Source organism: Micromonospora pallida (assembly GCF_900090325.1).
Lineage (GTDB): Bacteria > Actinomycetota > Actinomycetes > Mycobacteriales > Micromonosporaceae > Micromonospora > Micromonospora pallida.
Genome location: NZ_FMHW01000002.1, coordinates 2,967,034 through 2,988,526, shown reverse-complemented (window position 1 = coordinate 2,988,526; position 21,493 = coordinate 2,967,034). Strand labels below are relative to the sequence as shown.

At 73.3% G+C, this 21,493-nt stretch carries 23 protein-coding genes; 16 read left to right on the top strand and 7 right to left on the bottom strand.

The window, feature by feature from the left end; all coding sequences use genetic code 11:
• The first annotated feature begins 48 nt into the window (after window positions 1-48).
• The 3 genes from GA0074692_RS12015 to GA0074692_RS12005 all read left to right on the top strand — a co-directional run bounded on the left by GA0074692_RS12015 (window position 49) and on the right by GA0074692_RS12005 (window position 2,991).
• A complete protein-coding gene (locus GA0074692_RS12015) occupies window positions 49-288 on the top strand; it encodes a DUF397 domain-containing protein (protein ID WP_091643429.1) in 240 nt (79 codons plus the stop codon).
• 127 nt (window positions 289-415) lie between these two features.
• On the top strand, window positions 416-1,303 hold the full coding sequence (locus GA0074692_RS12010) for a helix-turn-helix domain-containing protein (RefSeq protein WP_091643426.1): 888 nt from the start codon (window positions 416-418) through the stop codon (window positions 1,301-1,303).
• Window positions 1,304-1,452: 149 nt separating this feature from the next.
• Window positions 1,453-2,991: a serine/threonine-protein kinase gene (locus tag GA0074692_RS12005; protein WP_091643423.1), complete on the top strand. Its 1,539-nt coding sequence runs from the start codon at window positions 1,453-1,455 to the stop codon at window positions 2,989-2,991.
• Between the two features lie 24 nt (window positions 2,992-3,015).
• Here the strand turns inward: GA0074692_RS12005 and GA0074692_RS12000 are convergent, their stop codons facing one another.
• Window positions 3,016-3,828, bottom strand: coding sequence for an MOSC domain-containing protein (locus GA0074692_RS12000; RefSeq protein WP_091643420.1), 813 nt, complete (start codon window positions 3,826-3,828; stop codon window positions 3,016-3,018).
• Between the two features lie 685 nt (window positions 3,829-4,513).
• Between GA0074692_RS12000 and GA0074692_RS11995 the strand changes: the two genes are divergently transcribed.
• The 3 genes from GA0074692_RS11995 to GA0074692_RS11985 all read left to right on the top strand — a co-directional run bounded on the left by GA0074692_RS11995 (window position 4,514) and on the right by GA0074692_RS11985 (window position 6,890).
• Window positions 4,514-5,113 (top strand): hypothetical protein, encoded by a 600-nt coding sequence (locus GA0074692_RS11995; protein ID WP_091643417.1) that lies wholly within the window; start codon window positions 4,514-4,516, stop codon window positions 5,111-5,113.
• A gap of 108 nt (window positions 5,114-5,221) precedes the next feature.
• On the top strand, window positions 5,222-6,175 hold the full coding sequence (locus GA0074692_RS11990; RefSeq protein ID WP_425413328.1) for a pirin family protein: 954 nt from the start codon (window positions 5,222-5,224) through the stop codon (window positions 6,173-6,175).
• Window positions 6,176-6,224: 49 nt separating this feature from the next.
• On the top strand, window positions 6,225-6,890 hold the full coding sequence (locus GA0074692_RS11985) for a hypothetical protein (RefSeq protein ID WP_091643409.1): 666 nt from the start codon (window positions 6,225-6,227) through the stop codon (window positions 6,888-6,890).
• 272 nt (window positions 6,891-7,162) lie between these two features.
• On the opposite strand, the gene GA0074692_RS11980 is transcribed toward GA0074692_RS11985, so the two are convergent.
• Together GA0074692_RS11980 and GA0074692_RS11975 are read right to left on the bottom strand one after the other, a co-directional pair.
• Entirely contained in the window at window positions 7,163-7,825 is a 663-nt protein-coding gene (locus GA0074692_RS11980) for a DUF1345 domain-containing protein (RefSeq protein ID WP_218106634.1), read from the bottom strand.
• 37 nt (window positions 7,826-7,862) lie between these two features.
• Entirely contained in the window at window positions 7,863-8,132 is a 270-nt protein-coding gene (locus tag GA0074692_RS11975) for a DUF2795 domain-containing protein (RefSeq protein WP_091643406.1), read from the bottom strand.
• Window positions 8,133-8,299: 167 nt separating this feature from the next.
• Between GA0074692_RS11975 and GA0074692_RS11970 the strand changes: the two genes are divergently transcribed.
• Complete coding sequence (locus GA0074692_RS11970) at window positions 8,300-8,710, top strand: DUF2267 domain-containing protein (RefSeq protein ID WP_091643403.1); 411 nt, start codon at window positions 8,300-8,302, stop codon at window positions 8,708-8,710.
• A 111-nt stretch (window positions 8,711-8,821) separates the two neighbouring features.
• Here the strand turns inward: GA0074692_RS11970 and GA0074692_RS11965 are convergent, their stop codons facing one another.
• Window positions 8,822-9,991: a CaiB/BaiF CoA transferase family protein gene (locus tag GA0074692_RS11965; protein ID WP_091643398.1), complete on the bottom strand. Its 1,170-nt coding sequence runs from the start codon at window positions 9,989-9,991 to the stop codon at window positions 8,822-8,824.
• Between the two features lie 131 nt (window positions 9,992-10,122).
• Between GA0074692_RS11965 and GA0074692_RS11960 the strand changes: the two genes are divergently transcribed.
• The 3 genes from GA0074692_RS11960 to GA0074692_RS11950 all read left to right on the top strand — a co-directional run bounded on the left by GA0074692_RS11960 (window position 10,123) and on the right by GA0074692_RS11950 (window position 13,493).
• A complete protein-coding gene (locus tag GA0074692_RS11960) occupies window positions 10,123-11,310 on the top strand; it encodes a glycosyltransferase (RefSeq protein ID WP_091643393.1) in 1,188 nt (395 codons plus the stop codon).
• Window positions 11,303-12,337, top strand: coding sequence for a glycosyltransferase family 9 protein (locus GA0074692_RS11955; RefSeq protein WP_091643390.1), 1,035 nt, complete (start codon window positions 11,303-11,305; stop codon window positions 12,335-12,337). The genes GA0074692_RS11960 and GA0074692_RS11955 overlap by 8 nt, the downstream gene beginning before the upstream one ends.
• A 139-nt stretch (window positions 12,338-12,476) precedes the next feature.
• Complete coding sequence (locus GA0074692_RS11950) at window positions 12,477-13,493, top strand: TerC/Alx family metal homeostasis membrane protein (protein ID WP_091643387.1); 1,017 nt, start codon at window positions 12,477-12,479, stop codon at window positions 13,491-13,493.
• A gap of 48 nt (window positions 13,494-13,541) precedes the next feature.
• On the opposite strand, the gene GA0074692_RS11945 is transcribed toward GA0074692_RS11950, so the two are convergent.
• Together GA0074692_RS11945 and mtnA are read right to left on the bottom strand one after the other, a co-directional pair.
• A complete protein-coding gene (locus GA0074692_RS11945) occupies window positions 13,542-15,503 on the bottom strand; it encodes a bifunctional aldolase/short-chain dehydrogenase (RefSeq protein WP_091643384.1) in 1,962 nt (653 codons plus the stop codon).
• A gap of 134 nt (window positions 15,504-15,637) precedes the next feature.
• Window positions 15,638-16,651 (bottom strand): S-methyl-5-thioribose-1-phosphate isomerase, encoded by a 1,014-nt coding sequence (gene mtnA / locus GA0074692_RS11940; RefSeq protein WP_091643380.1) that lies wholly within the window; start codon window positions 16,649-16,651, stop codon window positions 15,638-15,640.
• A 134-nt stretch (window positions 16,652-16,785) separates the two neighbouring features.
• On the opposite strand from mtnA, the gene GA0074692_RS11935 reads away from it, so the two are divergent.
• The 6 genes from GA0074692_RS11935 (at window position 16,786) to GA0074692_RS11915 (ending at window position 20,623) form a co-directional block, all read left to right on the top strand.
• A complete protein-coding gene (locus GA0074692_RS11935; protein WP_218106773.1) occupies window positions 16,786-17,376 on the top strand; it encodes a sulfite oxidase-like oxidoreductase in 591 nt (196 codons plus the stop codon).
• 1 nt (window position 17,377) lies between these two features.
• Complete coding sequence (locus GA0074692_RS11930; protein ID WP_091643372.1) at window positions 17,378-18,130, top strand: ferredoxin reductase; 753 nt, start codon at window positions 17,378-17,380, stop codon at window positions 18,128-18,130.
• A 113-nt stretch (window positions 18,131-18,243) separates the two neighbouring features.
• On the top strand, window positions 18,244-18,534 hold the full coding sequence (locus GA0074692_RS11925) for a DUF6510 family protein (RefSeq protein WP_091653331.1): 291 nt from the start codon (window positions 18,244-18,246) through the stop codon (window positions 18,532-18,534).
• 212 nt (window positions 18,535-18,746) lie between these two features.
• On the top strand, window positions 18,747-19,112 hold the full coding sequence (locus GA0074692_RS11920; RefSeq protein WP_141725247.1) for a hypothetical protein: 366 nt from the start codon (window positions 18,747-18,749) through the stop codon (window positions 19,110-19,112).
• 394 nt (window positions 19,113-19,506) lie between these two features.
• The gene (locus GA0074692_RS34680) at window positions 19,507-19,725 is read left to right on the top strand and encodes a hypothetical protein (RefSeq protein WP_176738420.1); all 219 of its coding nucleotides are present in this window, start codon (window positions 19,507-19,509) and stop codon (window positions 19,723-19,725) included.
• Entirely contained in the window at window positions 19,715-20,623 is a 909-nt protein-coding gene (locus GA0074692_RS11915; protein WP_176738419.1) for an RNA polymerase sigma factor, read from the top strand. Before GA0074692_RS34680 ends, GA0074692_RS11915 begins: the two co-directional genes overlap by 11 nt.
• A gap of 363 nt (window positions 20,624-20,986) precedes the next feature.
• On the opposite strand, the gene smpB is transcribed toward GA0074692_RS11915, so the two are convergent.
• Complete coding sequence (smpB, locus tag GA0074692_RS11910; protein ID WP_091643361.1) at window positions 20,987-21,493, bottom strand: SsrA-binding protein SmpB; 507 nt, start codon at window positions 21,491-21,493, stop codon at window positions 20,987-20,989.

The following is a 21,493-nucleotide window of genomic DNA, read 5'->3' as shown; positions in this document are numbered from 1 at the left end:
CGCCCCGCCGCACGCGGTGGCGGACGGCCAACCGAACGAGAGACGCCCATGCAGCAACCACAGAACGGCGTTCCCAGCAGTGACCTGCCTCCGCTGAAGTGGCAGAAGAGCCGTCGGAGCAACCCCAGCGGCAACTGTGTCGAGTTGGCCGAGTTGCCGGGCGGTGGCGGGATCGCGATGCGCAACTCGCGTCATCCGGAAGGCCCGGCGTTGATCTACACGGTCGACGAGATCGCGGCCTTCGTGCTGGGTGCCCGGGACGGGGACTTCGACCATCTGATCACGTGAGTCGATCCCGTCACCAGGGCTCTCGCGTGTCCGGTCGGCTACGCCTGACTCTGGGTTCATGGCATGCTTACACGTCAGCCGGTCGGGGCGTCCGGCTCGGGGAGAGCGGGCATGTGGAGGTCACCACGTGACGACGGGTCCAGCCGAGGGCGGTCCGACGAGTGGGCCGACCGTGCTGCGCATGTTGCTCGGCGCGCAGCTGCGCCGGTTGCGCGAAGGTAGTGGGGTCACCCGGGAGAACGCCGCCTGGGAGATCCGCGCCTCCGAGTCCAAGATCAGCCGGATGGAGCTGGGTCGGGTCGGTTTCAAGGAACGTGACGTCGCCGACCTGCTCACTCTCTACGGCGTCAGCGAGCGGGGAGAGCGCGACGCGCTGCTGAAACTGGCCCGCGACGCCAACAACCCCGGCTGGTGGCACCGCTTCGGCGACGTCCTGCCCGGCTGGTTCCAGTCGTACCTCGGTCTGGAGGCCGCGGCGGCCCTGATCCGCAGCTACGAGGTCCAGTTCGTGCCCGGCCTGCTACAGACCCGCGACTACGCCCGCGCGGTGGTCATGCTCGGGCACGGCGCGGCCGGCGCGGCGGAGATCGACCGCCGGGTCGGCCTGCGCATGGAGCGCCAACGGCTGCTGTACCACCCGGACGCGCCGCTGCTCTGGGCAGTGGTGGACGAGGCCGCCCTCCGTCGGCCGATCGGCGGGGCGGAGGTGATGCGCGGCCAGGTCACCGCGCTGATCGAGGCGACCAAGACGCCCAACATCCGGCTCCAGATCGTCCCGTTCGACGCCGGCGGGCACGCGGCCGCCGGCGGGGCCTTCACCATCCTGCGCTTCGGTGACCAGGATCTGCCCGACATCGTCTACATCGAACAGCTCACCAGCGCGCTCTACCTCGACAAGCGGGACGACGTCGACCACTACGCCGCCGCGATGGAGCGACTCTGCGTGGAGGCCGAACCGCCGGAACGCACCCCAGACATCCTCCGCCGCATCCTCGACGACCTGCGCCACGCCTGACCGGCGCGCGTCGCCCGACTGCGACGCCGACTGCCAGGTCGTGTGGTTGTCGCCGAGTCCGCGGACAATGACCCCTGGTCGTGGCTGGCGGCCCCGCCGGGTGGGCGGAGGTTGGTGCTGGCGCTCAGGAGAAGGCAGACTGGAGCATCATGTCGCCGCCCTTCACGCCCGGCCTCCGGCTGCACGACCGGTTCGTCCTGCGCGAGCGCATCGGCCTCGGCGGGATGTCCGAGGTGTGGCGCGCCGATGACGACGTACTGCACCGTCCGGTCGCCGTCAAGGCCCTCGCCGGTCAGCTCGCCGCCGACCTGGAGTTGCGCGCCACCATCCAGCGCGAGGCCCGCGCGGCGGCCAGGCTGACCCACCCCCACGTCACCCAGGTGTACGACTACGGCGAGGCGACCCTGCCCGGCGGTGTCGTGGTGCCGTACCTGGTGATGGAACTCGTCGAGGGGGAGAACCTCGCCGACCGGCTGAACCGGGGGCCGCTCGCCTGGCCGGACGCCGTTCGCCTCGGTGGACAGGTCGCGGCCGCCCTCGCCGCCGCCCACCGGATCGGGGTGGTGCACCACGACATCAAGCCCGGCAACGTGATGCTCACCGACACCGGCGCGAAGGTCCTCGACTTCGGCATCGCCGCGCTCGCCGGGCCAGGCCATCCGCTCGCCCGGCGGGGCGGGGGCGAACCGTTGCTGGGCACCCCCGCGTACATCGCCCCCGAACGGTTCGCCGCCGGGTCGCCCGATCCGGCCAGCGACATCTACGCGCTCGGCGTGCTGCTCTACCGGACGCTCACCGGACGCGCGCCGCTGCCCGTACAGAGCTGGGAGGACGCCCTGGCGGTACACGGCCGGGGAACCCCGGTCCCGCCGCTGGGTATTCCCGAGCTGCCCGTCGACGTCGACCGCCTGGTGATGGCCTGCCTGGCAGCCGACCCGACCCGTCGGCCGGCCGCGGTCGACGTCGCCTCCCGACTCGGTGCGGGCCGGCCCGCGCACCCGCCCACCGCGATCTTCCCGACCGTCCCACCCCCGTCCACCGCACCGCAGCCCACCCTCGTCGCGCCTGTGCCGCCGCGCGTCGACCGGACCCTCGTCGGACCACCGTCCACGCCCGGCTGGTCTCCTCGTCCGGGTGTCGATCCGACCCGGGTGGCCGCCCGACCGCCGGGCGGAGTACCGCCGCGCCAGTCCAACCGGCTGATCGGTGTCCTGGTCGCGGCCGGCGTGGCGCTGATCGTGGGCCTGGTGGGGGTGCTCGCCCGCAGCGACGACGACCCGTCCGGCCGGTCCACCGCAAACCAGGCCGGCGCCGGCTCGTCGGCCGAGCCAGCGCCCACCCCCGTCGAGTCCACCGCGCCCCCGCGCCCCGCCCCGACCACCGCCCAGCCCCAACCGACCACGGTGCGGGAACTGGCCGGCCAGCTCAGGGCGATCATCGACGAGGCGGAGGAACGGGGCGACATCGAGGAGCGGGCCGCCGACCGGCTGCGCGACACGATCGAAAAGCTCGAGTCGGACAAGCCGAAGGACCAGGCCAAGGGTTTCCGGGAACTGGGGGAACGCCTCGGCGAGGCGGCCCAGCGGCGGCAGATCGACGGGGCCACGGCGGTCCGGTTGCTGACCATGCTGGAGCAGTTCTCCGTCAACCGGGTGGACGCCGGAGGCGAGGAGGACGAGGACGACTGAGCGCCCGGTGCGGACCGGCGGCCCTCAGTCCAGCCGGACAGGATCGCCCACACCGACCGGGCCGGGTCGGACGACCTGGGCGTACGCGCCGACGCAGGGGAGCGGGCCGAGCTGCGGCACCGGGGCGACCCGGTTCAGTCGCGCCGGTACGCGTAGCGCGTCCGGTTCGGCGGGGAGGTCGCCGTGGGCCAGGGTCGGCACCGCGCAGCGTGGGGTGGGCGCCACCACCCGGAGCACCACCTCCCGCCCGATCCGCAGTTCCCGGCCGACCCAGTCGTTCTCGACGAAGCCCGGGAGGCCGGCGGTCCGGAGCACCAGGTTCGGCCGGTACCGGGTGGCGTCGACCGGCCGTCCCGGGCCAGCCGCCTCGGCGATCCGGTCCAGGGTGGCGGTGGTGACCAGGTGGAGCGGGGCGAAGTCCACGAAGGTCGTCCCGCCGCCGAGCGGGGTCTCGTCGACGGTCACCGGAGCCGTCACACCGGCCGCCAGGACCTCGTCCGGTCGGGCCCGGTCCAGGGCCGCGCCGGGCGGCACGGTCGCGATCAGGGAGACCGGCGCGCCGAGGATCCCACTGAGGACAGCGTCCACGTCGTCCCCGAGGTCCCGGCCGTCGGGCCCACTGATCCGGACCGGCCCGGGGACGGCACCCGTGGCGCGGAGGGTCAGCATGGCCCGCCACCGCCGGGGATCCTTGGCGCTGACCACTCGACCGGTCGTCAGGTCCAGCAGGGCCAGACGCCGGTCACCCTCGAGTCCGGCCGGGGTGACCTCCGCGTGGGTCAGTCGCTCGCCAAGCATCGACTTCACGGGGTAGCGCCGGATCCCCTCGAGGATCATGACGGCCGTTCACCCACGGTCACCCGGCCTCCGGACGACAGGACCGACACGGTACGGGCGACCGCCCCGCTCGGGGACGATGCCGGGACGCTGGAAAACACCCGCCCACCGTACCGGCGCGCGCCGTCACGAATCCGCCCGGACGTCCCCAGCGTCCACCTCCCGTTGGCTGACGTACGAGCTCCGCCCCGCCCGACGGGGCTCCGGTCACGGGCCCCGGAGCGCCGTGATCGATTCCGTTTCGGCGCACGGACGCCCGAGGCCGCCTTTTCAGCGAAGTAGGGCTGTCCGAAGCGGTGGGTGCCGCCTTTTCGGCGATATGGAGCCGATCAGGCTCGACGTCCCTGACTGGCCTGTTAGGCACCCGGTGTCTGGTTCGGGACCCGGTGGGGTGGGGCCCGGACGGGGTCCCCGGGTCGCGGGCTGGAATGTCGGCTGGTCGGGGGTCGTTACACCCTCCGGACGACCGAGGTAGCAGCCCCGGCACCCCCCACCCCCTCGGGTGGTGGTGGGGTGGAATGCCGGCGGGCTGGCGGTCGTTACATCTGGACCCGGCGTGGTGAGCCTCGCTCCCCGCCGCACCCCCCTCGAACTTCCCTTCCCCCCTTTCTTTTGGGCGCCGGACGGTGCTCGCACACCCCCTGCCCCCCTGGCGGTGTGCCGACCCCCGAATGGAGTACCCCTCATGGCTACGAAGCTGCTGCGTAAGACTGTTCTCGGTGTTGCTGGTCTGGCGTTCGCCGGTGGTGTCATCGGCGGTCCGGTCGGCACCGTCCTCGACAGCACTGCCGCCCACGCCGCCACCGCCACCCCGGTGGCCGTGGTGCAGGCCGACAAGCCGGACACCAGCAAGCTGATCCCGCACGGTGTGCAGGGCGCCCAGTCGCGGATCCCGCTCAACGCCGAGCAGACCGCCAACGCGAAGGCGATCATCAAGGCCACGAAGAAGACCGGCATGAACGAGCGGGCCGCCGTGGTGGCCATCGCCACGAGCCTGCAGGAGTCGAAGCTGGAGAACCTGGGTCATCTGGGTGACCGCAACGACCACGACTCGCAGGGCCTGTTCCAGCAGCGCCCGTCGTCCGGGTGGGGCACGGTGGAGCAGATCACCGACCCCGAGTACGCCACCACCGCGTTCCTGAAGGGCCTGAAGGGTGTGGACGGCTGGCAGGACATGCCGCTCACCCAGGCCGCGCAGACGGTGCAGGTGTCGGCGTACCCGGACCACTACGCCCAGTGGGAAACCCAGGCCGCTGACCTGGTCGCCCAGCACTGGAACAGCTGACACACGGCAACAACGCTGATGGGCCGGCACCCCGAACCCCGGGGTGCCGGCCCACGCGCGTGTCCGGGGCCTGGCCGCTGACGTAGGGTCGGTGGGATGGAGCAGGTCATGCCGGCACAGACCCGGCCCCCGGGTGCCGTACCCGCCGACCCGGAGAGTGTGCTGCTGCCCGGGCACGACGTGCCACTCGGCCGGTACACCACCGTCCGCCGGCTGCTGCCGCAGCGCACCCGGCGGATGGTCGGCGCGTGGTGCTTCGTCGACCACTTCGGGCCGGACGACGTCGGGGAACGGCTGGGCATGCAGGTGCCGCCGCACCCGCACAGCGGGCTGCAGACGGTCACCTGGCTGGTGGAGGGGGAGATCCTGCACCGGGACAGCCTCGGCAACGTTCAGCTGATCCGTCCCGGCCAGCTCAACGTGATGACCTCCGGGCACGGCATCGCGCACTCCGAGAAGTCCCCACCGCAGCGGCCGAGGACGATGCACGGCGTACAGCTCTGGGTCGCGCTGCCCGACGCGGCCCGGTCGGGCCCGGCCGACTTCAGCCACCACGCGGACCTGCCCCGGTGGCGCGACGGCGGCCTCGACGTGACCCTGCTCGTCGGGGAACTGGCCGGTGCCCGGTCCCCGGCGGTGGTGCACACGCCGCTGCTCGGCGCGCAACTGGAGCCCGGTGGGTCCGCGCCGGCCCGGGTGCCGCTGCGCCACGACTTCGAGCACGGCCTGCTGGCCATGTCCGGCGCCGCCGAGGTGGACGGCGTACGGCTGACCCCCGGCGCGTTGCTCTACCTGCCGCCGGGGCGTCGGACCCTGACCGTCGAGGGCGGGCCCGACTGCCGGTTGTTGCTGCTCGGCGGAGCGCCGTTCGAGGAGCCGCTGGTGATGTGGTGGAACTTCGTCGGGCGTACGCACGAGGAGATCGTGGCGGCGTCCGACGACTGGACGGCCGGGCGGCGCTTCGGCGTCGTGGTCGACGATTCCGACCCGCCGTTGCCGGCACCGGCCATGCCCACCGTCCGGCTCAAGGCCCGCGACCGGCACGGACAACTCCTCGGCTGAGCGGCCGGCGGGGCAGGAGTGGCCTGGCCCGGCACGGGTAGTCGCGGGCATGGCGACGACTGCGACCTCGACCATCGAAGAGAAGAAACGGCTGGTCCGCCGGTTGGCGGGCGGGGGCCGGGGCTTCGCCGAGGAGTACGGATTCCGCGTCACCAACAACCCGGGGAGCCTGTTCCAGGTGCTGGTGCTCGCCGTGCTGCTCGCCCGGCCGGGTGACTTCCGGCGCGCGCTGACCGCCACCCGCGCGTTCCAGGAGGCCGGCTGGGACAGCCCCGGCCGGATGTCCCGGTCCCGGCACGAGCAACGCACCCGGCTGCTGCGTGACAGCGGGTTCCGCGCGAACCCGGAGGCGATCGCCGACCTGCTCGGCGATCTGGCCCTCACCGTCGTCGAGCACTACCGCGGCGACCTGCGACGACTGCGGGCCCTGGCCCACCGCGACCCGGCCCGCGAGCGGGCACTGCTGGCCGAGCTGCCCGGCGTGGACGCCCAGGTCGTCGACCTCTTCCTGCGCGAGGCACAGGTGCTGTGGCGGGAGGTGGCACCGGTCGCCGACCGCCGGGCGCTCGCCGCCGCCCGCCGCCTCGGCCTTGGGCGGTCCGCCGGTGAGTTGGCCGGTCTCGCCGGCAGCGGCGAGTCCGAGCGGCTGGCCTGGCTGGTCGGGGCGCTCGCCCGGGTGGACCTGGAGAAGCGGTACGCCGAACTGGCCAGGTGATCTACGTCCCACAGTTACCCGATAATCGGCTGTTCAGGGGACATGGCATCGTACGCTGATGGCGGCAGAGCTGGCCGTTTGGTTCCAGCGAGTGCCGGCCGCCTGGCGGTCGTACCCGGGGGTACGCAGACCGGGTGGTGCATGTCGTGTGGTGCCCGGGTCGCGGTTCGTGACCCGGGCCCTCACCTGTCCGCCCGTCTCCTTCCGCGGCCCAGGTGTGCCAGTCGACGGGGCAGGACCGGGCCAGTCGACGGGTCAGGACCAGCCGGCGGTCAGTGGGCGAGGCCGGCCACCAGGTTCACCGTCGCGGCGATGATGATCGCCCCGAACAGGTACGACACCAGCATGTGCCGCAGCACGGTCCTGCGCATCTCGTGACTGCACAGGTCGGTGTCGGAGACCTGGAAGGTGGCCCCGACGGTGAACGCCATGTACGCGAAGTCTGCGTAGCAGGGTGGCTGGTCCTGGTGGAAGTCGATGCCGCCGTCCGGACCGGTGTAGTAGATCCGGGCGTACCGGGTGGTGTAGACGGTGTGCACGACCAGCCAGGACAGCAGCACGCTCACCATGCCGAGCGCGCTGTAGAAGTCCCGGGACGGCCCGGCCGGCTCACCGCGGGCACCGCTCATGATGACCCCGACCGCCACCAGGCTCGCCACGCAGGCGACCAGCAGCAGGACGTCCCGGACCGCCCGGTTCGGGTCCTCCTGGATGGCCAGCCGGGCGGTCCGTTCCGCGTCCATCGGCCAGAGCGCGCGCCAGGCCAGGACCAGGTAGGTCAGCGCGGCGACGTCCCAGCCGACGAGCGGGGCGAGGCGGGGCGAGACGAGCAGCCCGAACAGGGCCCCGGTGCAGAGCCCGATCAGGCCCATCACGGTGAGCTGCACCGAGGCCGGCGTCGACCGGTCCGGATGCCGGGCCGTCAACCGCCACACCGGTGTGCCCGTCCCCCGGTGCCGTCCCGCCCGCCGGTCAGATCCGGCGCAGGTGCTGCGAGACGCGGGTGTGCGGTTCGCGGGCCTGGGCCGCCCGCTGGGCGGGAGAGAGTTCCGGCGCGGCGTCGATACCGGCCGAGCGGGCGACCTCGTTGCCGTTGGCGTAGTCGACCGGCGGGAGCGCGCGCAGCGCCTGCAGCACCTCGGGGGGTGCCCCCTCCCGTTCGGCCTGGCGTACCACGTCGTCCTTGCCCGCCGGGTAGTCCAGGCTCGACAGGTACCGCAGCACGTCGGTGTAACTCGCCATGGCAGGACTCCTCCGCCGCCTCTCGTCGGTCACGACCGGCCGCGGTTACCCGTCCACCCGGCGGTCACGCCCGCCGTACCCAGGGAAAAGCGGCCCCGGCGGCCGTCGTTTTCCGGGTCGTCCACCGGGTACGCCTCCGGTTCGTCACAGCCGAGGGGAGCGCCGGCATGAACTACGACACCTTCGTCGACCAGGTCGCCCAGCGGGCTGGGGTGCCGTCCACCCGGGCGGTGGAGCTGACCCGTGCCACGTTGGAGACGCTGGCCGACCGACTCACCGGGGGCGAGGCCCTCGATCTCGCGGCCCAGTTGCCCAAGCCGTTGCAACTGCTGCTGAAGAAGACCCCGAGCACCGAGCACGCCGACCGGTTCGGCGCGGCGGAGTTCGTGGCCCGGGTCGGTCAGCGCGCCGACGCGGACCCATCGTCCGCCCGGTCGGGCATCCGGGCCGTCTTCAGCACCCTGCGGGAGGCGATCACCGGCGGCGAGTTCGACGACGTGGCGGCCCAGCTTCCCCGGGAGTACCGGGAACTCGTCGAGTCGACGCTGGCTCCTGGCACGGCCATCCGCCGCGCCTGACCAGGTCGGCCCGACCGACCGCCCCGGCGCCCGAACGGGCCGTCGTCCGCCGACCTTCCGCCCGGTGCCAGACCGGGCGCCGATTGGCGGAACGGAGCTGGCCCGGCCGCGTCAGGCGATGGCGGCGGCGGTCCGCAGCGCGTCGATCCGGTCGGGGGAGTAGCCCAGCTCGGCGAGGACCTCGTCGGTGTGCTCCCCGGGGTGGGGCGGCGGGCGGCGCAGCGCGGTCGGGGTGCCGGAGAAGCGCGGCGCGGGGGCCGGCTGCTCCGCCCCGTCGTGCGGGATGAAGACCTTCCGGGCGGCCATGTGCGGGTGCGCCGCGGCCTCCCGCCAGTCGAGCACCGGGGCCAGGCACGCGTCGGAGTCACCCACCAACGCGGCCCACTCGTCCCGGGTCCGGGTGCGGAACAACCGGGCCCAGGCCTGCCGCAACGCCGGCCAGTTCGTCGGGTCGGTACGGTCCAGCGGCTCGTCGGGCGGCAGCGGGAACCCGGTGCGTCGGACCAGCTCGTCGTAGAAGCGCGGTTCGAGCGCGCCCACCGCGACGTACCGCCCGTCGGCGCACTCGTACGTGTCGTAGAAGGGCGCCCCGCCGTCGAGCAGGTTCACCCCGCGCGGGTCCTGCCACATCCCCATCCGGCGCAGGCCGTGGATCATGGTGCTCAGCACCGCCACACCGTCCACGATCGCCGCGTCCACCACCTGGCCCTTGGCGCCGGACTGGACGGCATACAGCGCGGAGACCAGGCCCAACGCCAGCATCATGCCGCCGCCGCCGAAGTCGCCGAGGAGGTTCAGAGGCGGCACCGGGCGCTCCCCGGCCCGCCCGATCCCGTGCAGCGCGCCGGTCAGCGCCAGGTAGCCGATGTCGTGCCCGGCGTACGGCGCGTTCGGGCCGTCCTGGCCCCACCCGGTCATCCGCCCGTACACCAGCCGGGGATTCACCGCGAGACAGTCGGCCGGCCCGACGCCGAGGCGCTCGGTCACCCCCGGCCGGAACCCCTCGATCAGCGCGTCCGCGTCCCGTACCAGCGCCAGCACCACCTCGCGCCCGCCGGGGGACTTCAGGTCCACCGCCACCGAGCGGCGGCCCCGGTTCAGCAGGTCGGGGTGCGGGGTGCCGAACGCGGCGGGGTCGACCTCGGCCGTCCGGTCCACCCGGACCACGTCCGCACCGAGGTCGGCGAGCATCATCGCGGCGAACGGCCCGGGCCCGATGCCGGCCAGCTCCACCACGCGCAGCCCGGTGAGCGGACCGGTGGGCGCAGTCTCGTCGGTCACCGGGCCACCATAGGGCACCGGGAGCGGGCCGTGGGGGCCCGGAACGGGCCCGCACCGGGTTTCCCCGCCGCCGGCCGGGGAAGTCACCGCCGCCTCGGAAACGCCACGGACCGGACGGGGAGGGAGGCGCGGTGGCCGGCAGCGACCGGATCCGGGTGGCCATGCCGCTCGGCCCGGCTCCGGTGGACCACGACGGGGTCAGCGACTACGTCGCGCACCTGGTCCGCGCGCTGGACGAGGCCGGGGTGACGGTCGTCCCCGTGCCGGTCCGCCCCACCGGGGGAGGGTCGCCGCTGCGCTGGTTCACCGCCACTGTCCGGGCCGCCGAGCGGGTCCGTCGCCTCGACGTCGACCTGGTGCACGTCCAGTTCGCCCCCTCGGCGTACCGGTTCTCCGGTCTGCCCGGCCTGCTGCCGTTCCGGCTGCCCCGGGGCGTCCCCCTGGTCACCACCGTGCACGAGTACGGCTCGTGGGCGGTGCCCGGCTGGCTGCCCGGTCCCCTGTGGTCGGTGCTGGAACGCGCCGGGCTCTGGGACCGGGAGACCGGTCGACTGGTGCCGGCCAGCGCGACGGTGGTGGTCACCAACGACGGACACGAGGCGGCCGTCCGAGGCCGCTGCGGGGTGCCCACGGCGCACGTCCCGCTGGCCCCGAACGTGACCGACTCACCCGGCGCGGCCGACGCCGGCCGGCGGCTGCGGGCGGAACTTGGCCTGTCCCCGGGCACGCCGCTACTGGTCTTCTTCGGCTTCGTCCACCCCGTCAAGGGGATTCGTCACCTGATCGGGGCCCTGCCCGCGCTCCGTCGCACCCACCCCGACCTGCGGCTGCTGGTGGCCGGCGGGTTCACCTCGCAGGCCATGCCGGAGGCGGAGGCCCGCGTGTTCCGGGACGAGCTGACCGCGCTGACCCACCGGTACGGCGTCGCCGACGCGGTCACCTTCACCGGGTACCTGCCCCCGGACCGCGCCTCGGCGGCCCTGCACGCCGCCGACGTGGTGGTGCTGCCCTTCACGGCGGGCGTGACGGTGAAGAGCGGGGCGTTGCTCGCCGCGCTGGGCCACGGCCGACCGACCGTGGTCACCGCGCCTGAGGACGGCGGCGACGAGCTGCACCGTAGCGGGGCGGTGGCGGTGGTTCCGCGACGCCGGGACAGCGACGCGCTGGCCGCCACCGTCGGCCGGGTGCTGGCCGACCCGGTGCTGCGCCGCCGGCTCGCCGAGCGAGGCCGGACGCTCGCCGCCGGCCACGCCTGGCCCCGGGTCGCCACCGCGCACCGCGACCTCTACCAGCGGTTGCTCGGACGGCCCGATGGCTGACCGGTACGCCGAGATCCTGGTCGTCGACCTGCTCGGCGGGATCGGTGACCTGCTGATGCTGCTGCCGGCGATCCACGGGCTGGCCCGGCGTAACCCGTACTCCCGCCTGCGCGTGCTCACCCACGAGCCCGGCGCCGAACTGGCCCGTGTCGACCCGGCGGTGACCGAGGTCCGTACCCCGAGGCACGGCCGGCCCGGCGCGGAGCGGGCGGCGGTCGTCGAGGCGCTCGCCGCGCGGCGGCCGGACCTGGCGGTCACCACCACCCGGTACGACGGCATCCCCGACCTGCTGCTCGCCGCCGCTGCCCGCTGCGTCACCGACCTGTGGCGGGGGCCGCCGCCGGACGAGCCGGTCGGAGCCCGCTACCTGCGCCTGCTGCACGCCGAGGGACTGCTGACCCGGGCGGACCTGGACGCGCGGCCCCGGGTCCACCTGCCCGCGGCGGCGCGCGCCGCCGGAGAGACCAGCGTCGGCCGACTGGTCGCCGCCGCCGACCGACCGGCGGCCCCACCGGTCGTGCTGGTCACCGACGCCGGCATGGCGGTGAAGCGATGGCCCGACGCCTCCTGGCGGACGCTCGCCGGCCGGCTCGCCGCCGACGGCCACCCCGTGCTGGCCGTCGGCGCGGGCGACGACCCGCCCGGCGTGCCGCTGCCCCGGGGCGACCTGCCCACCCTTGCCGCGCAGTTCGCCGCCGTGGCCCGCCGGGGCGGGGTGGTCGTCGGGCCGGACACCGGGCCCCTCCGACTCGCCGCTGCGGCGGGCGCGGCGACGGTCGGTCTCTTCGGCCCCACCGACGCGCGCCGGTACGGAGTGGGCGGGGGCGTCGACCTCCAGGGGCTGCCGGGGTGCCCGCACCGCCGGGCCACCGCGATCACCGAACAGCCCTGCTGGTGGGAGGCGCACTGCCCGCTCGACCCGACCGGCCCGGCCTGCCTGGCCGACCTGGGCGTGAAGCTGGTCACCGACGCCGTGCGGGCGGCGACACGCCAGTCGTCCCCGGTGTGGCGGCCCCCGCCGGGCTGACCTAACCTTGCCCTCACGAGGGGAGTACTTCCCACGAATCATTCCGGTCAGTACGGTCGCCCGGAGCGACCCCGGGTGGTTGCCCACCGACGGTGGGTGAAGGAGACCTCGAACATGGAATGGTGTTCGAGGAGGCTCCATGAGCGATGTCATGTACCTTTCTGCCGGTTTGTCCTCGGTCGGCACGCCCACCCTCTGGGCGGTCACCATCGTCGGTGTGCTCGTCCTGCTGGTGCTCGACTTCGTGGTCACCCGCCGGCCGCACGAGGTGACGATGCGGGAGGCCCTGGGCTGGTCGGCGTTCTACGTCGCCCTGCCGCTGGCCTTCGGCGGCTGGGTGTGGGCCCAGTACGGCTCCAAACAGGGTGTCGAGTACCTCACCGGTTACCTGGTCGAGAAGTCACTGTCGGTCGACAACCTCTTCGTCTTCATGCTCCTGCTGGCCGCCTTCGCCGTCCCGTCGGCGCTGGCCCAGCGGGTGCTGCTCTACGGCATCGCGGGGGCGCTGGTGCTCCGGGGCGTGTTCATCGCCCTCGGCGCGGCGGCGTTGCAGACCCTCGACTTCGCCTTCCTGCTCTTCGCGATCATCCTGATCGCCACCGCGGCCAAGCTGTTGCGTGACGCGCTCTCCGGCCACGAGCAGGAGGTCGACATCGCCACCATGCGGTCGGTGCGGCTGCTGCGTAAGTTCATGCCGGTCACCGACGAGTACCACGGACCCAGGATGACCGTCCGTCAGCACGGCCGGCGGGCGCTCACCCCGATGGCCCTGGTCGTGGTCGCCGTCCTCGCCACCGACGTGGTGTTCGCCGTCGATTCGGTGCCGGCGGTGTACGGCATCACCGAGGACCCGTACCTGGTCTTCGCCACCAACGCCTTCGCCCTGCTCGGGCTCCGGGCGCTGTACTTCGTGCTGCACGCCGCGCTCAGCCGGCTGGTCCACCTCAGCTACGGCCTGGCGGTCATCCTCGCCTTCATCGGTGTCAAGCTCGGTCTGCACTGGGCGCACGGCATCTGGTCGGGGGTGCCGGAGATCCCGACCCTCGCCTCGCTCGGTGTGATCATCGGTGTGCTGGTGGTGGTCACCCTGACCAGTCTGCGGGCCACCCGCAAGGCCGAACCCGGCCCCCGCGAGGTGGTCGACGAACGGCGGTGAGCAGCCCCGGAGCGGGTCGGCCAGCCGGCCCGCTCCGGGTACCCGCCGTCAGATCACCCGCTCGTTGCCGCCGTCGACGGGGACCTGCGCCCCGGTGGTGGCGGCGAACGCGTCGCCGCACAGCGCGGCGGTCAGGTCGGCGACCCGGGCGCTGGTGATCTCCGTACCGAGCAGGTTCCGTCGCTTGTACTCCGCCACGGTCAGCCCGTAGTGCCGGGCCCGGCCCTCGAGCACCTCCGGGCTCCACAGCCCGGTGTCGAAGACCGCGTCGGGGTGCACGACGTTGACCCGGATGCCGTCCGACGCCCACTCCAACGCGGCCACCCGGGCCACCTGCACCACTGCCGCCTTGGAGGCGGAGTAGGAGACCGCACCGGGGCCGGGGGCCACCGCGTTGCGCGAGGCGACCACCACGACCCGACCGCCCCGGGGAGCCAGGGCCAGCAGCGGGTGGGTCCGGGCGAACAGGTGCGCCACCGACTCCGCGTTCACCGCCATCGTCCGTTGCCACGCCTCCGGGTCCAGGCCGGCGATCTCCTGGCTGGCCGGGAAGATTCCGGCGGCGGCGACGACGATGTCCACCCCGCCGAAGTGGTCCACCGCCGTGTCGAGCGCAGCGTCCATCGCCGCCCGGTCGGTCACGTCGACCTGGAGGCCGAGCCGGGCCAGCCCGCCGGGCTCGGTGACCGAGGGGTCCCGGTCCAGCGCGACGACGCACGCCCCCCGGGCCTGGAGGGCGGCGGCGCAGGCCCGACCGATGCCGGAGGCCGCCCCGGTCACCACTGCCACCTCACCGGTGAACTCCGGCGCCGGGCCGCCGCGCCGCAGCTTCGCCTGCTCGAGTTCCCAGTACTCGACGTCGAAGATGTCGCCGGCCGGCAGCGCCTGGTAGCCGCCGATCGCCTCGGCCGCCTCGATGACGTCGATGGTGTGCCGGTAGATGTCCTGGGCGATCCGGGCGTCGGCCGCCCGCCGGCCGGCGGTGAGCAGGCCCAGTTCGGGGTCGAGGAGCACCCGGGGGGCGGGGTCGAGCACGGTCAGCGTCGTGCGGGCCCGCTCCCGGTGCTCATCGACGTACTGCTGGTACTCCTTGGCGTACCCGGCCACGTCGGTACCGACCAGCGGGACGCGCTTGGTCCGCAGCACGTGGTCCGGGGTGACCGGGCCACGGGTGGCGATTGCCGCCAGGTCGGGACGGTCCAGGAACGCCCGGACCGTCGGGTCGTCGTACCGGCTGAGCACCATCGGGGCCCCGGCGACCTCGGAGATCTCCTGGCGCAGCCGGGCCAGCCGGACCCGGTCGACCGACACCGGCCCGGCCGGCGCGGCGACCCGGGCCGCCGGCCGGGACAGCCGCTCCTCCGCCAGGCCGACCAGCTCGATGTGCCGGCGGTACGCCTCCTCGGCGTCCGCGCCGAAGGTGAACAGGCCGTGGTTGAGCAGGACCATGCCGACGGTCCCCGGATGGGACTGCGCCGGGAAGAGTTCCGCGCAGAGCCGGGCGAGGTCGAAACCGGGCATCACGTACGGGACGACGACCACCCGGTCGCCGTAGACCTCTTCCACCAGCCGACGGCCCTCGGGCTGGTTGGTCAGGGTGAGCAGCGCGTCGGCGTGGCTGTGCAGCACCGCCGGGTGCGGCAGCAGCGCGTGCAGCAGCGACTCGACGCTCGGGTCCGGCGCGGTCGCGTCGAGGCGGGCGCAGCGCAGCTCGTTCATCATCTCGCTGTCCCGCAGCCGCTCCAGGCGCAGCAGCGCCCGCAGCCGGGCCAGCCGCAGCGCGGTGAAGCCGGAGGCGCCCATGGTGGCCAGGTCCGAGCCGCTGCCCTTGACGTGCAGCACCTCCACCGACTCCCCGGTGAGGTCGGTGACCGTCGTCTTGACCGAGGTGTTGCCGCCGCCGTGCAGCACCAGGTCGGTGTCGGCGCCGAGCAGCCGGGAGGCGTACACGAGCTGCGCGACCGGGTCGGACCGGTCCGGGGCGTCGACGGCGGACCAGCGGTTGAGCATGGCGGTTGACTCCTCGCGGACGGGTCTGACCGGCCGGCCGCTGCCGGTCGGGTGGGGCTACCGACGGACCGGTGCCCCCCGGGGCCGGTGGCCGTCGGGGGAACCGGATCCGGTCGGTGGGTGGGACCGGCGGGTCAGCTCCGGTCGATCGGGTCGTCGGGGCGGCCACCGGCGCCCGGCAGGATGACCCGGCGCTCGGTGACGATCGCGGTGACCAGGTCGGCCGGGGTGATGTCGAAGGCGTAGTTGAGCGTCTCGGTGCCCTGCGGGGCCAGCGCCGCCGCGCCGAGGGCGGTGATCTCCTCGGCGGCGCGGACCTCGATGGTGACGTCCCGCCCGGACGGCGTGGCGAGGTCCACGGTCGACTCCGGCGCGGCGACCACCATCGGCACTCCGGCCCGGGCCGCCGCCAGGGCCAGCGGATACGTCCCCACCTTGTTGATCACGTCACCGTTGGCGGTGATCCGGTCCGCGCCCACCACGACCGCGTCGACCAGCCCCTGCGCCAGTACGGACGCGGCGGCGGAGTCCACCACCAGGGTGTGCGCCGCGCCGATCTGCGCCAGCTCCCACACGGTCAGCCGTGCCCCCTGGAGCAGGGGACGGGTCTCCGAGGCGTACACGTGGCCCAGCGCGCCGTGCTGCTGGAGGGAGCGCACCACGCCGAGCGCGGTGCCCCACTCGACGGTGGCCAACGCACCGGCGTTGCAGTGGGTCTGCACCGCCACCTTCGGCCCGACCGTCTCGACCAGCCAGCGCGCGCCGCGCTCGCTGAGTTCCCGGCAGCAGCGGGCGTCCTCCTCCAGCACGGTCAGCGCCTCGGCGAGGGCCGCCTCCGCGCCGTCGGCGTCCAGCCGGGCCCGGACCCGGTCCACGCCCCAGGCGAGGTTCACCGCGGTCGGCCGGGCCGCCCGGATCGCGTCGGTCGCCGCGTGCAGCGCGGCCGGGTCGTCCGGGTGCAGGCGGGCGGCGAGCGCCACCCCGAGGGCCCCGGCGACGCCGATCGCGGGCGCGCCCCGGATCGCCAGCGAGCGGATCGCCGCGATCAGCTCCTCGACCGTGTCGATCTCCAGGAACTCGACGTGGTGCGGAAGTCGGGTCTGGTCGATCGCTACGATCCGACCATCCCGCCAGTCGATGGTGCGCATCCACTCTCCTCACTTCCGGGTCCACAATCTACGGGGCGACCCGGTCCGGATCAACGAGTCGGGCGGGTGAGGTCCGTTCCGGCGAACGGTGCCGGGCGGGCCCGCCGGGTGGTAGGACTGACCGGGTGGGAATCGTGTCTCCCGGCTTCCGGGGGCGGCGTCGCTCGACCGCCCCGGACCTGCCGCCCGGCCAGTACCTGACCACCGACTTCCCGGTGCTCTCCGCCGGTCCGACGCCGAAGGTGCCGGTGGACCGCTGGGAGTTCGTGATCAGCACCGAGGCCGGTGCCGAGTACCGGTGGACCTGGGACGAGCTGATGGGCCTGCCGCAGGAGACGCCGACGGTGGACATCCACTGCGTGACCCGCTGGTCCAAGCTCGGCACCCGCTGGCAGGGCGTCTCGCTGGACACCCTGTTGGCCGGGATCGACACCGACGCCCGGTACGCGCTGGCCCACTCGTACGGCGGCTACACCACCAACCTGCCCCTGACCGACCTGCGCGAGGGGCGGGCCTGGGTGGCGCACCGCTTCGACGACGCCCCGCTGGCCCCCGAGCACGGCGGCCCGGCCCGGCTGCTTGTCCCGCACCTGTACTTCTGGAAGTCGGCCAAGTGGGTGCGGGGCATCCGGCTGCTCGTCGACGACACGCCGGGCTTCTGGGAGACTGGCGGCTACCACGACTACGGCGACCCGTGGCGTGAGCAGCGCTACCAGGGCGACTGAGGTGACCACCCCCGATGGCGGGCGCGGCCCGCTGACCTGGCGGGTGGCCCGGCTCGTCGAACGCCGGGTGGAGACACCGACCGCGCAGACCCTGGTCCTCGACGTGCCCGGCTGGCCGGGGCACCTGCCCGGCCAGCACGTGGACGTCCGGCTCACCGCCGAGGACGGCTACCAGGCCGCTCGGGCGTACTCGCTGGCCGCCCCGGTGGACGGCAGCCGGATCGAGCTGACCGTGCAGCGGTTCCCCGACGGTGAGGTGTCGCCGTACCTGACCGACGTGTACGCCGAGGGCGACCCGGTCGAGGTGCGCGGCCCGGTGGGCGGCTGGTTCGTCTGGCGTACCGACCAGACGGCGCCGGTGCTGCTGGTGGCCGGCGGGTCCGGGGTGGTGCCGTTGATGGCGATGGTCCGGGCCCGCCGCGCGGCCGGCAACCGGACGCCGTTCCGGCTGGTCTACTCGGTGCGGGCCCCGGACGACGTCGTCTACGCCGACGAGCTGCGCCGCCGGGCCCGCGACGACGGAGGCCTGGACGTCGCGTACGTCTACACCCGGCGGGCCCCGGACGGCTGGCGGGGGGAGCCGCACCGGATCGGCCTGGCCGACGTGAACCGCCACGGCTGGCCGGCCGACCTGGCGCCGCTCTGTTACGTCTGCGGGCCCACCGGGTTCGTGGAGACGGTGGCCGACCTGCTGGTGGGGCTGGGCCACCCGACCCGCCGGGTCCGCACCGAGCGGTTCGGCCCGACGGGATGAACCGGTGCCGGGGGGTACGTCGCAGCCGGGGTCGTCGACGGGTGAGCCGCTGACGGGGGGTGAGCCGCCGACCGGCCCGGGTCGCGTTCGGCGGCGGAGCGAAGGAGGAACCGATGACCGACATGTCCTATCAGGACGGCAACGTGCTGGACGGGCCGCTGCGCGAGCTGTTCGCCGTCGACCTGAGCGGCGCGACCGGCCGGTGCGCGTCGTGCGGACGGACCGGTCCGATGGCCGGACTGCACGTGTTCAGCCACGCGCCCGGCCTGGTGGCCCGCTGCCCGGCCTGCGAGGCGGTGATGCTGCGGCTGGTCCGGGGCCCGGACCGGGCCTGGCTGGACCTGCACGGGGCCACCTTCGTCGAGGTGCCGATGCCGGCGGAGCCGTACCTGCCTCCACGCTGACCGGTTGTGGGAATGCCCGCCAGGGGGATTGGCGTCGACAGACGGACGGTACTGACCGCGCTGGGACCGTGCCCGGGATGCCTGCTCTCGCATGATGGTTGACGAAACGGCGTCGCAGGATGTGTGACGCCAGGGCCGTGAGCGGATTTGGCTGGTGGTCGTATCGAACATATGGGATGGCGGGTGCGGGGTTGGCTGGCTAGCGTGCGGGAGTGCATCTTGACTCCGCCGTGCTGAAGGGCCTACCCGAGGTGGTTGGGGTGCAGGTTGTTGGCGTCTTGGACTTCTACGACGGCCCTTTGGACGGGTTGGCGCTCTACGAGGGCCACGAGTACTGGTTTGCGGCGGTGCCTGAGTGGATTACCGGAGCCCAGGTGTCGGAGCCGCGAGTATTGGTTCTGCATGAGATCACTGCGGAACAGGCGGCGCGGGTCTGGGGGGAGCATCGCCAGCTCACTGCGTTCGCGCAGGGCGAAGGCGACCGTGAGGCGTGGGCTCGGGCGTGGGACTCGCGGACCACCTGCGACGACGCACCGGCTGTGGGGTGGTTCTATCTCCCGCCTACCTACGTCGAGTGATGTGATGACCTGCTGCGGGGTGGCTGCCGGGGGCGGGACTGCGGATGCTGGGCGGGCGTTGCGGATGCGGCCGAGCGTGGTGGGTGGTAGGGGCAGCGCAGGGTGCGGCGCAGTTGCCCGGCTTCGTCGATGACGAGCAGGAGGATGCCGCCGGGGCGGATGCGTACCCGTGGCCTCCGCGCGGTGGAGGTGGCCAGCGCGTCGTCGTTCTTAGGGGCACCGCCAAGGTGCGGCCGAGATAGGCAGCAGGATGATCTCGAAGACGTGGGGGGTGCGCCGACCAAAGTGTGGTCGCCGTCACACCGCAATTGGTAACGGAACCTGCGGCCAGGTACCCGTACCGATCGATCAGCTCGCGCTACCGGCGCGAGGACGACCGGGAAGGGACCCCCTGATGATCGACCCTTGGACGGTGACCGGGTTGGCCGCAGCCGTGCCTGCGGCGGCCCGGCTCGCTGGCGCCGCAGCCGACGCGTGGACCGTGCGTGCCCGTATCCGGCTGGTGAAGGCGGCAGCCGAGTTGCCCCCGGGTTCCGAGGTCGGCGGTAGCGGCCGTGGCGGTACCTGGTACGTGCGGGTGGCGGGAGCGCGGGAACACGTCAGTGGCTGCTGACCATGCGCTTTCGTCCGTTGGTGCTCCGGTGTCGCCGGGCGACGGCCCCCCACAGGAGGGGTCTGCTGCGGAGGCCGAGAAGATCAGATTCTGTGTGGCCAACCGGGAACGGCTGCGCCGCTTCGCGGCCAAATGGCTGGCCATCTGCGGTGTGCCGGGGTCGCGGCTGTCGGACGAGGATGTCGCGCAGCACGCCATCGCCGAGGTCCTCGGCCGGTGGTCGACCGTCCGCCAGCCGGAGCGCTACGGCTTCACCGTGGCGCGCCGCTACATCTACCAGGCCCGGCGAGAAGACGCCCGGTTCACCGGCTCGCTACCTACCGATCCCGATGCCGAGCCGGCTGGGCCGCACACCGTGCTGGACCAGATGGCGTGCCGGGCACCGTGGGTCTCCGTCGCCAAGCTGCCCGACCCGGTGCAGGCGTACAACGAGCGTGAACTCGCCGACGAGATCAATGCGGCGATGCAGAGCGCCGGGCTGAGCGGTATGCAACGCGAGGCGATTGAGTGGACCTTCCGGAAAGACCGGTCCCGTGCGGAGATGGCCGGGTGCCTTGGCATGGCGGAGAACACCGTCTCCTCCCACCTGCATCGAGCCAAGACCAAGCTCAAGCCGGTACTGGAGGCCCTTGGTAGGGCGGCCCTCGTGTTGCTGGTGCTGCTCGGCCTCCTCGCCGGCGGCGTCGGCACTGCCGTCGCGGTAGCCCAAGTGCTGGAGGATCCGAGTTGGGCTGCCTTGCCGACGGCGGCGTTGCTGATCAAGGCGGTGATCGACTTGTGGATTCAGGCTGAGAATGATCTGCGGCCGAGGGCGGCGGTGTCTCGTCGTGGCCAACCAAGACGTCCTAGCGGTCGGCCCGGATCCATTCGGCTCGGACGGCCTCGTCGGCACTGGTGAGGGGCGTTCGTCACCGGCACCCCAACACGGTAAGGCCCCCACAGCGTGGATGCTGCGGGGCGCGGCTACCTGCACGAGGAAGTTCCCGGCGGTCGGCGTGGCCCACCCTGGACGGGCAGAGACTACCCGGACCTGGCCGGGGTCTCGCCAGCCAACATCGTCAACCGGACGCTCACGGGCCGGCGCCCAACTGGAGCCGACCACGCCGTTGCGCACCGCCATTTTCGGCACCAACACCCGAGCCCAGCGCAAGAACACCACGTTGCCGCTGTTCTGGACGTTTGTCGGGGCCACCCGGACCGCCGTTGCCCGCCGCGCCGCCGCATGACCCCTGACGGGTGCCGGCGGCGACGCCGGCACCCGTCAGGTGGTCCGCTGGCCCCGGCGCTGCCCCTTGAGGCGTCGGCCCAGCTCACGGGCGATCTCGCGGTTGGCGTCCCGCTCGGCGAGGGTCTGCCGCTTGTCGTACGACTTCTTGCCGCGCGCCAGCGCCAGCTCGACCTTGGCCCAGCCGTTCTCGAAGTACATCGACAGCGGCACCAGCGTCGCCCCGCCGTCGCGCAGCTTCTCCAGGATCCGGGCGATCTCCACCCGGTGCAGCAGCAGCTTGCGGGTACGGCGGGGCGCGTGGTTGGTCCACGTGCCGAAGCCGTACTCGGCGATGTGCAGCCCGTACAGCAGGATCTCGCCGTCGCGTTCCTGGGCGAACGCGTCGACCAGCGACGCCCGCCCGGCCCGTAGCGACTTGACCTCCGTGCCGACCAGCACGATGCCCGCCTCGTACGTCTTGAGGATCGTGTAGTCGTGCCGTGCCTTCTTGTTGGACGCGATGAGCGTGCGTCCCCGCTCCCTGGCCGTGGCCGCCTCCAC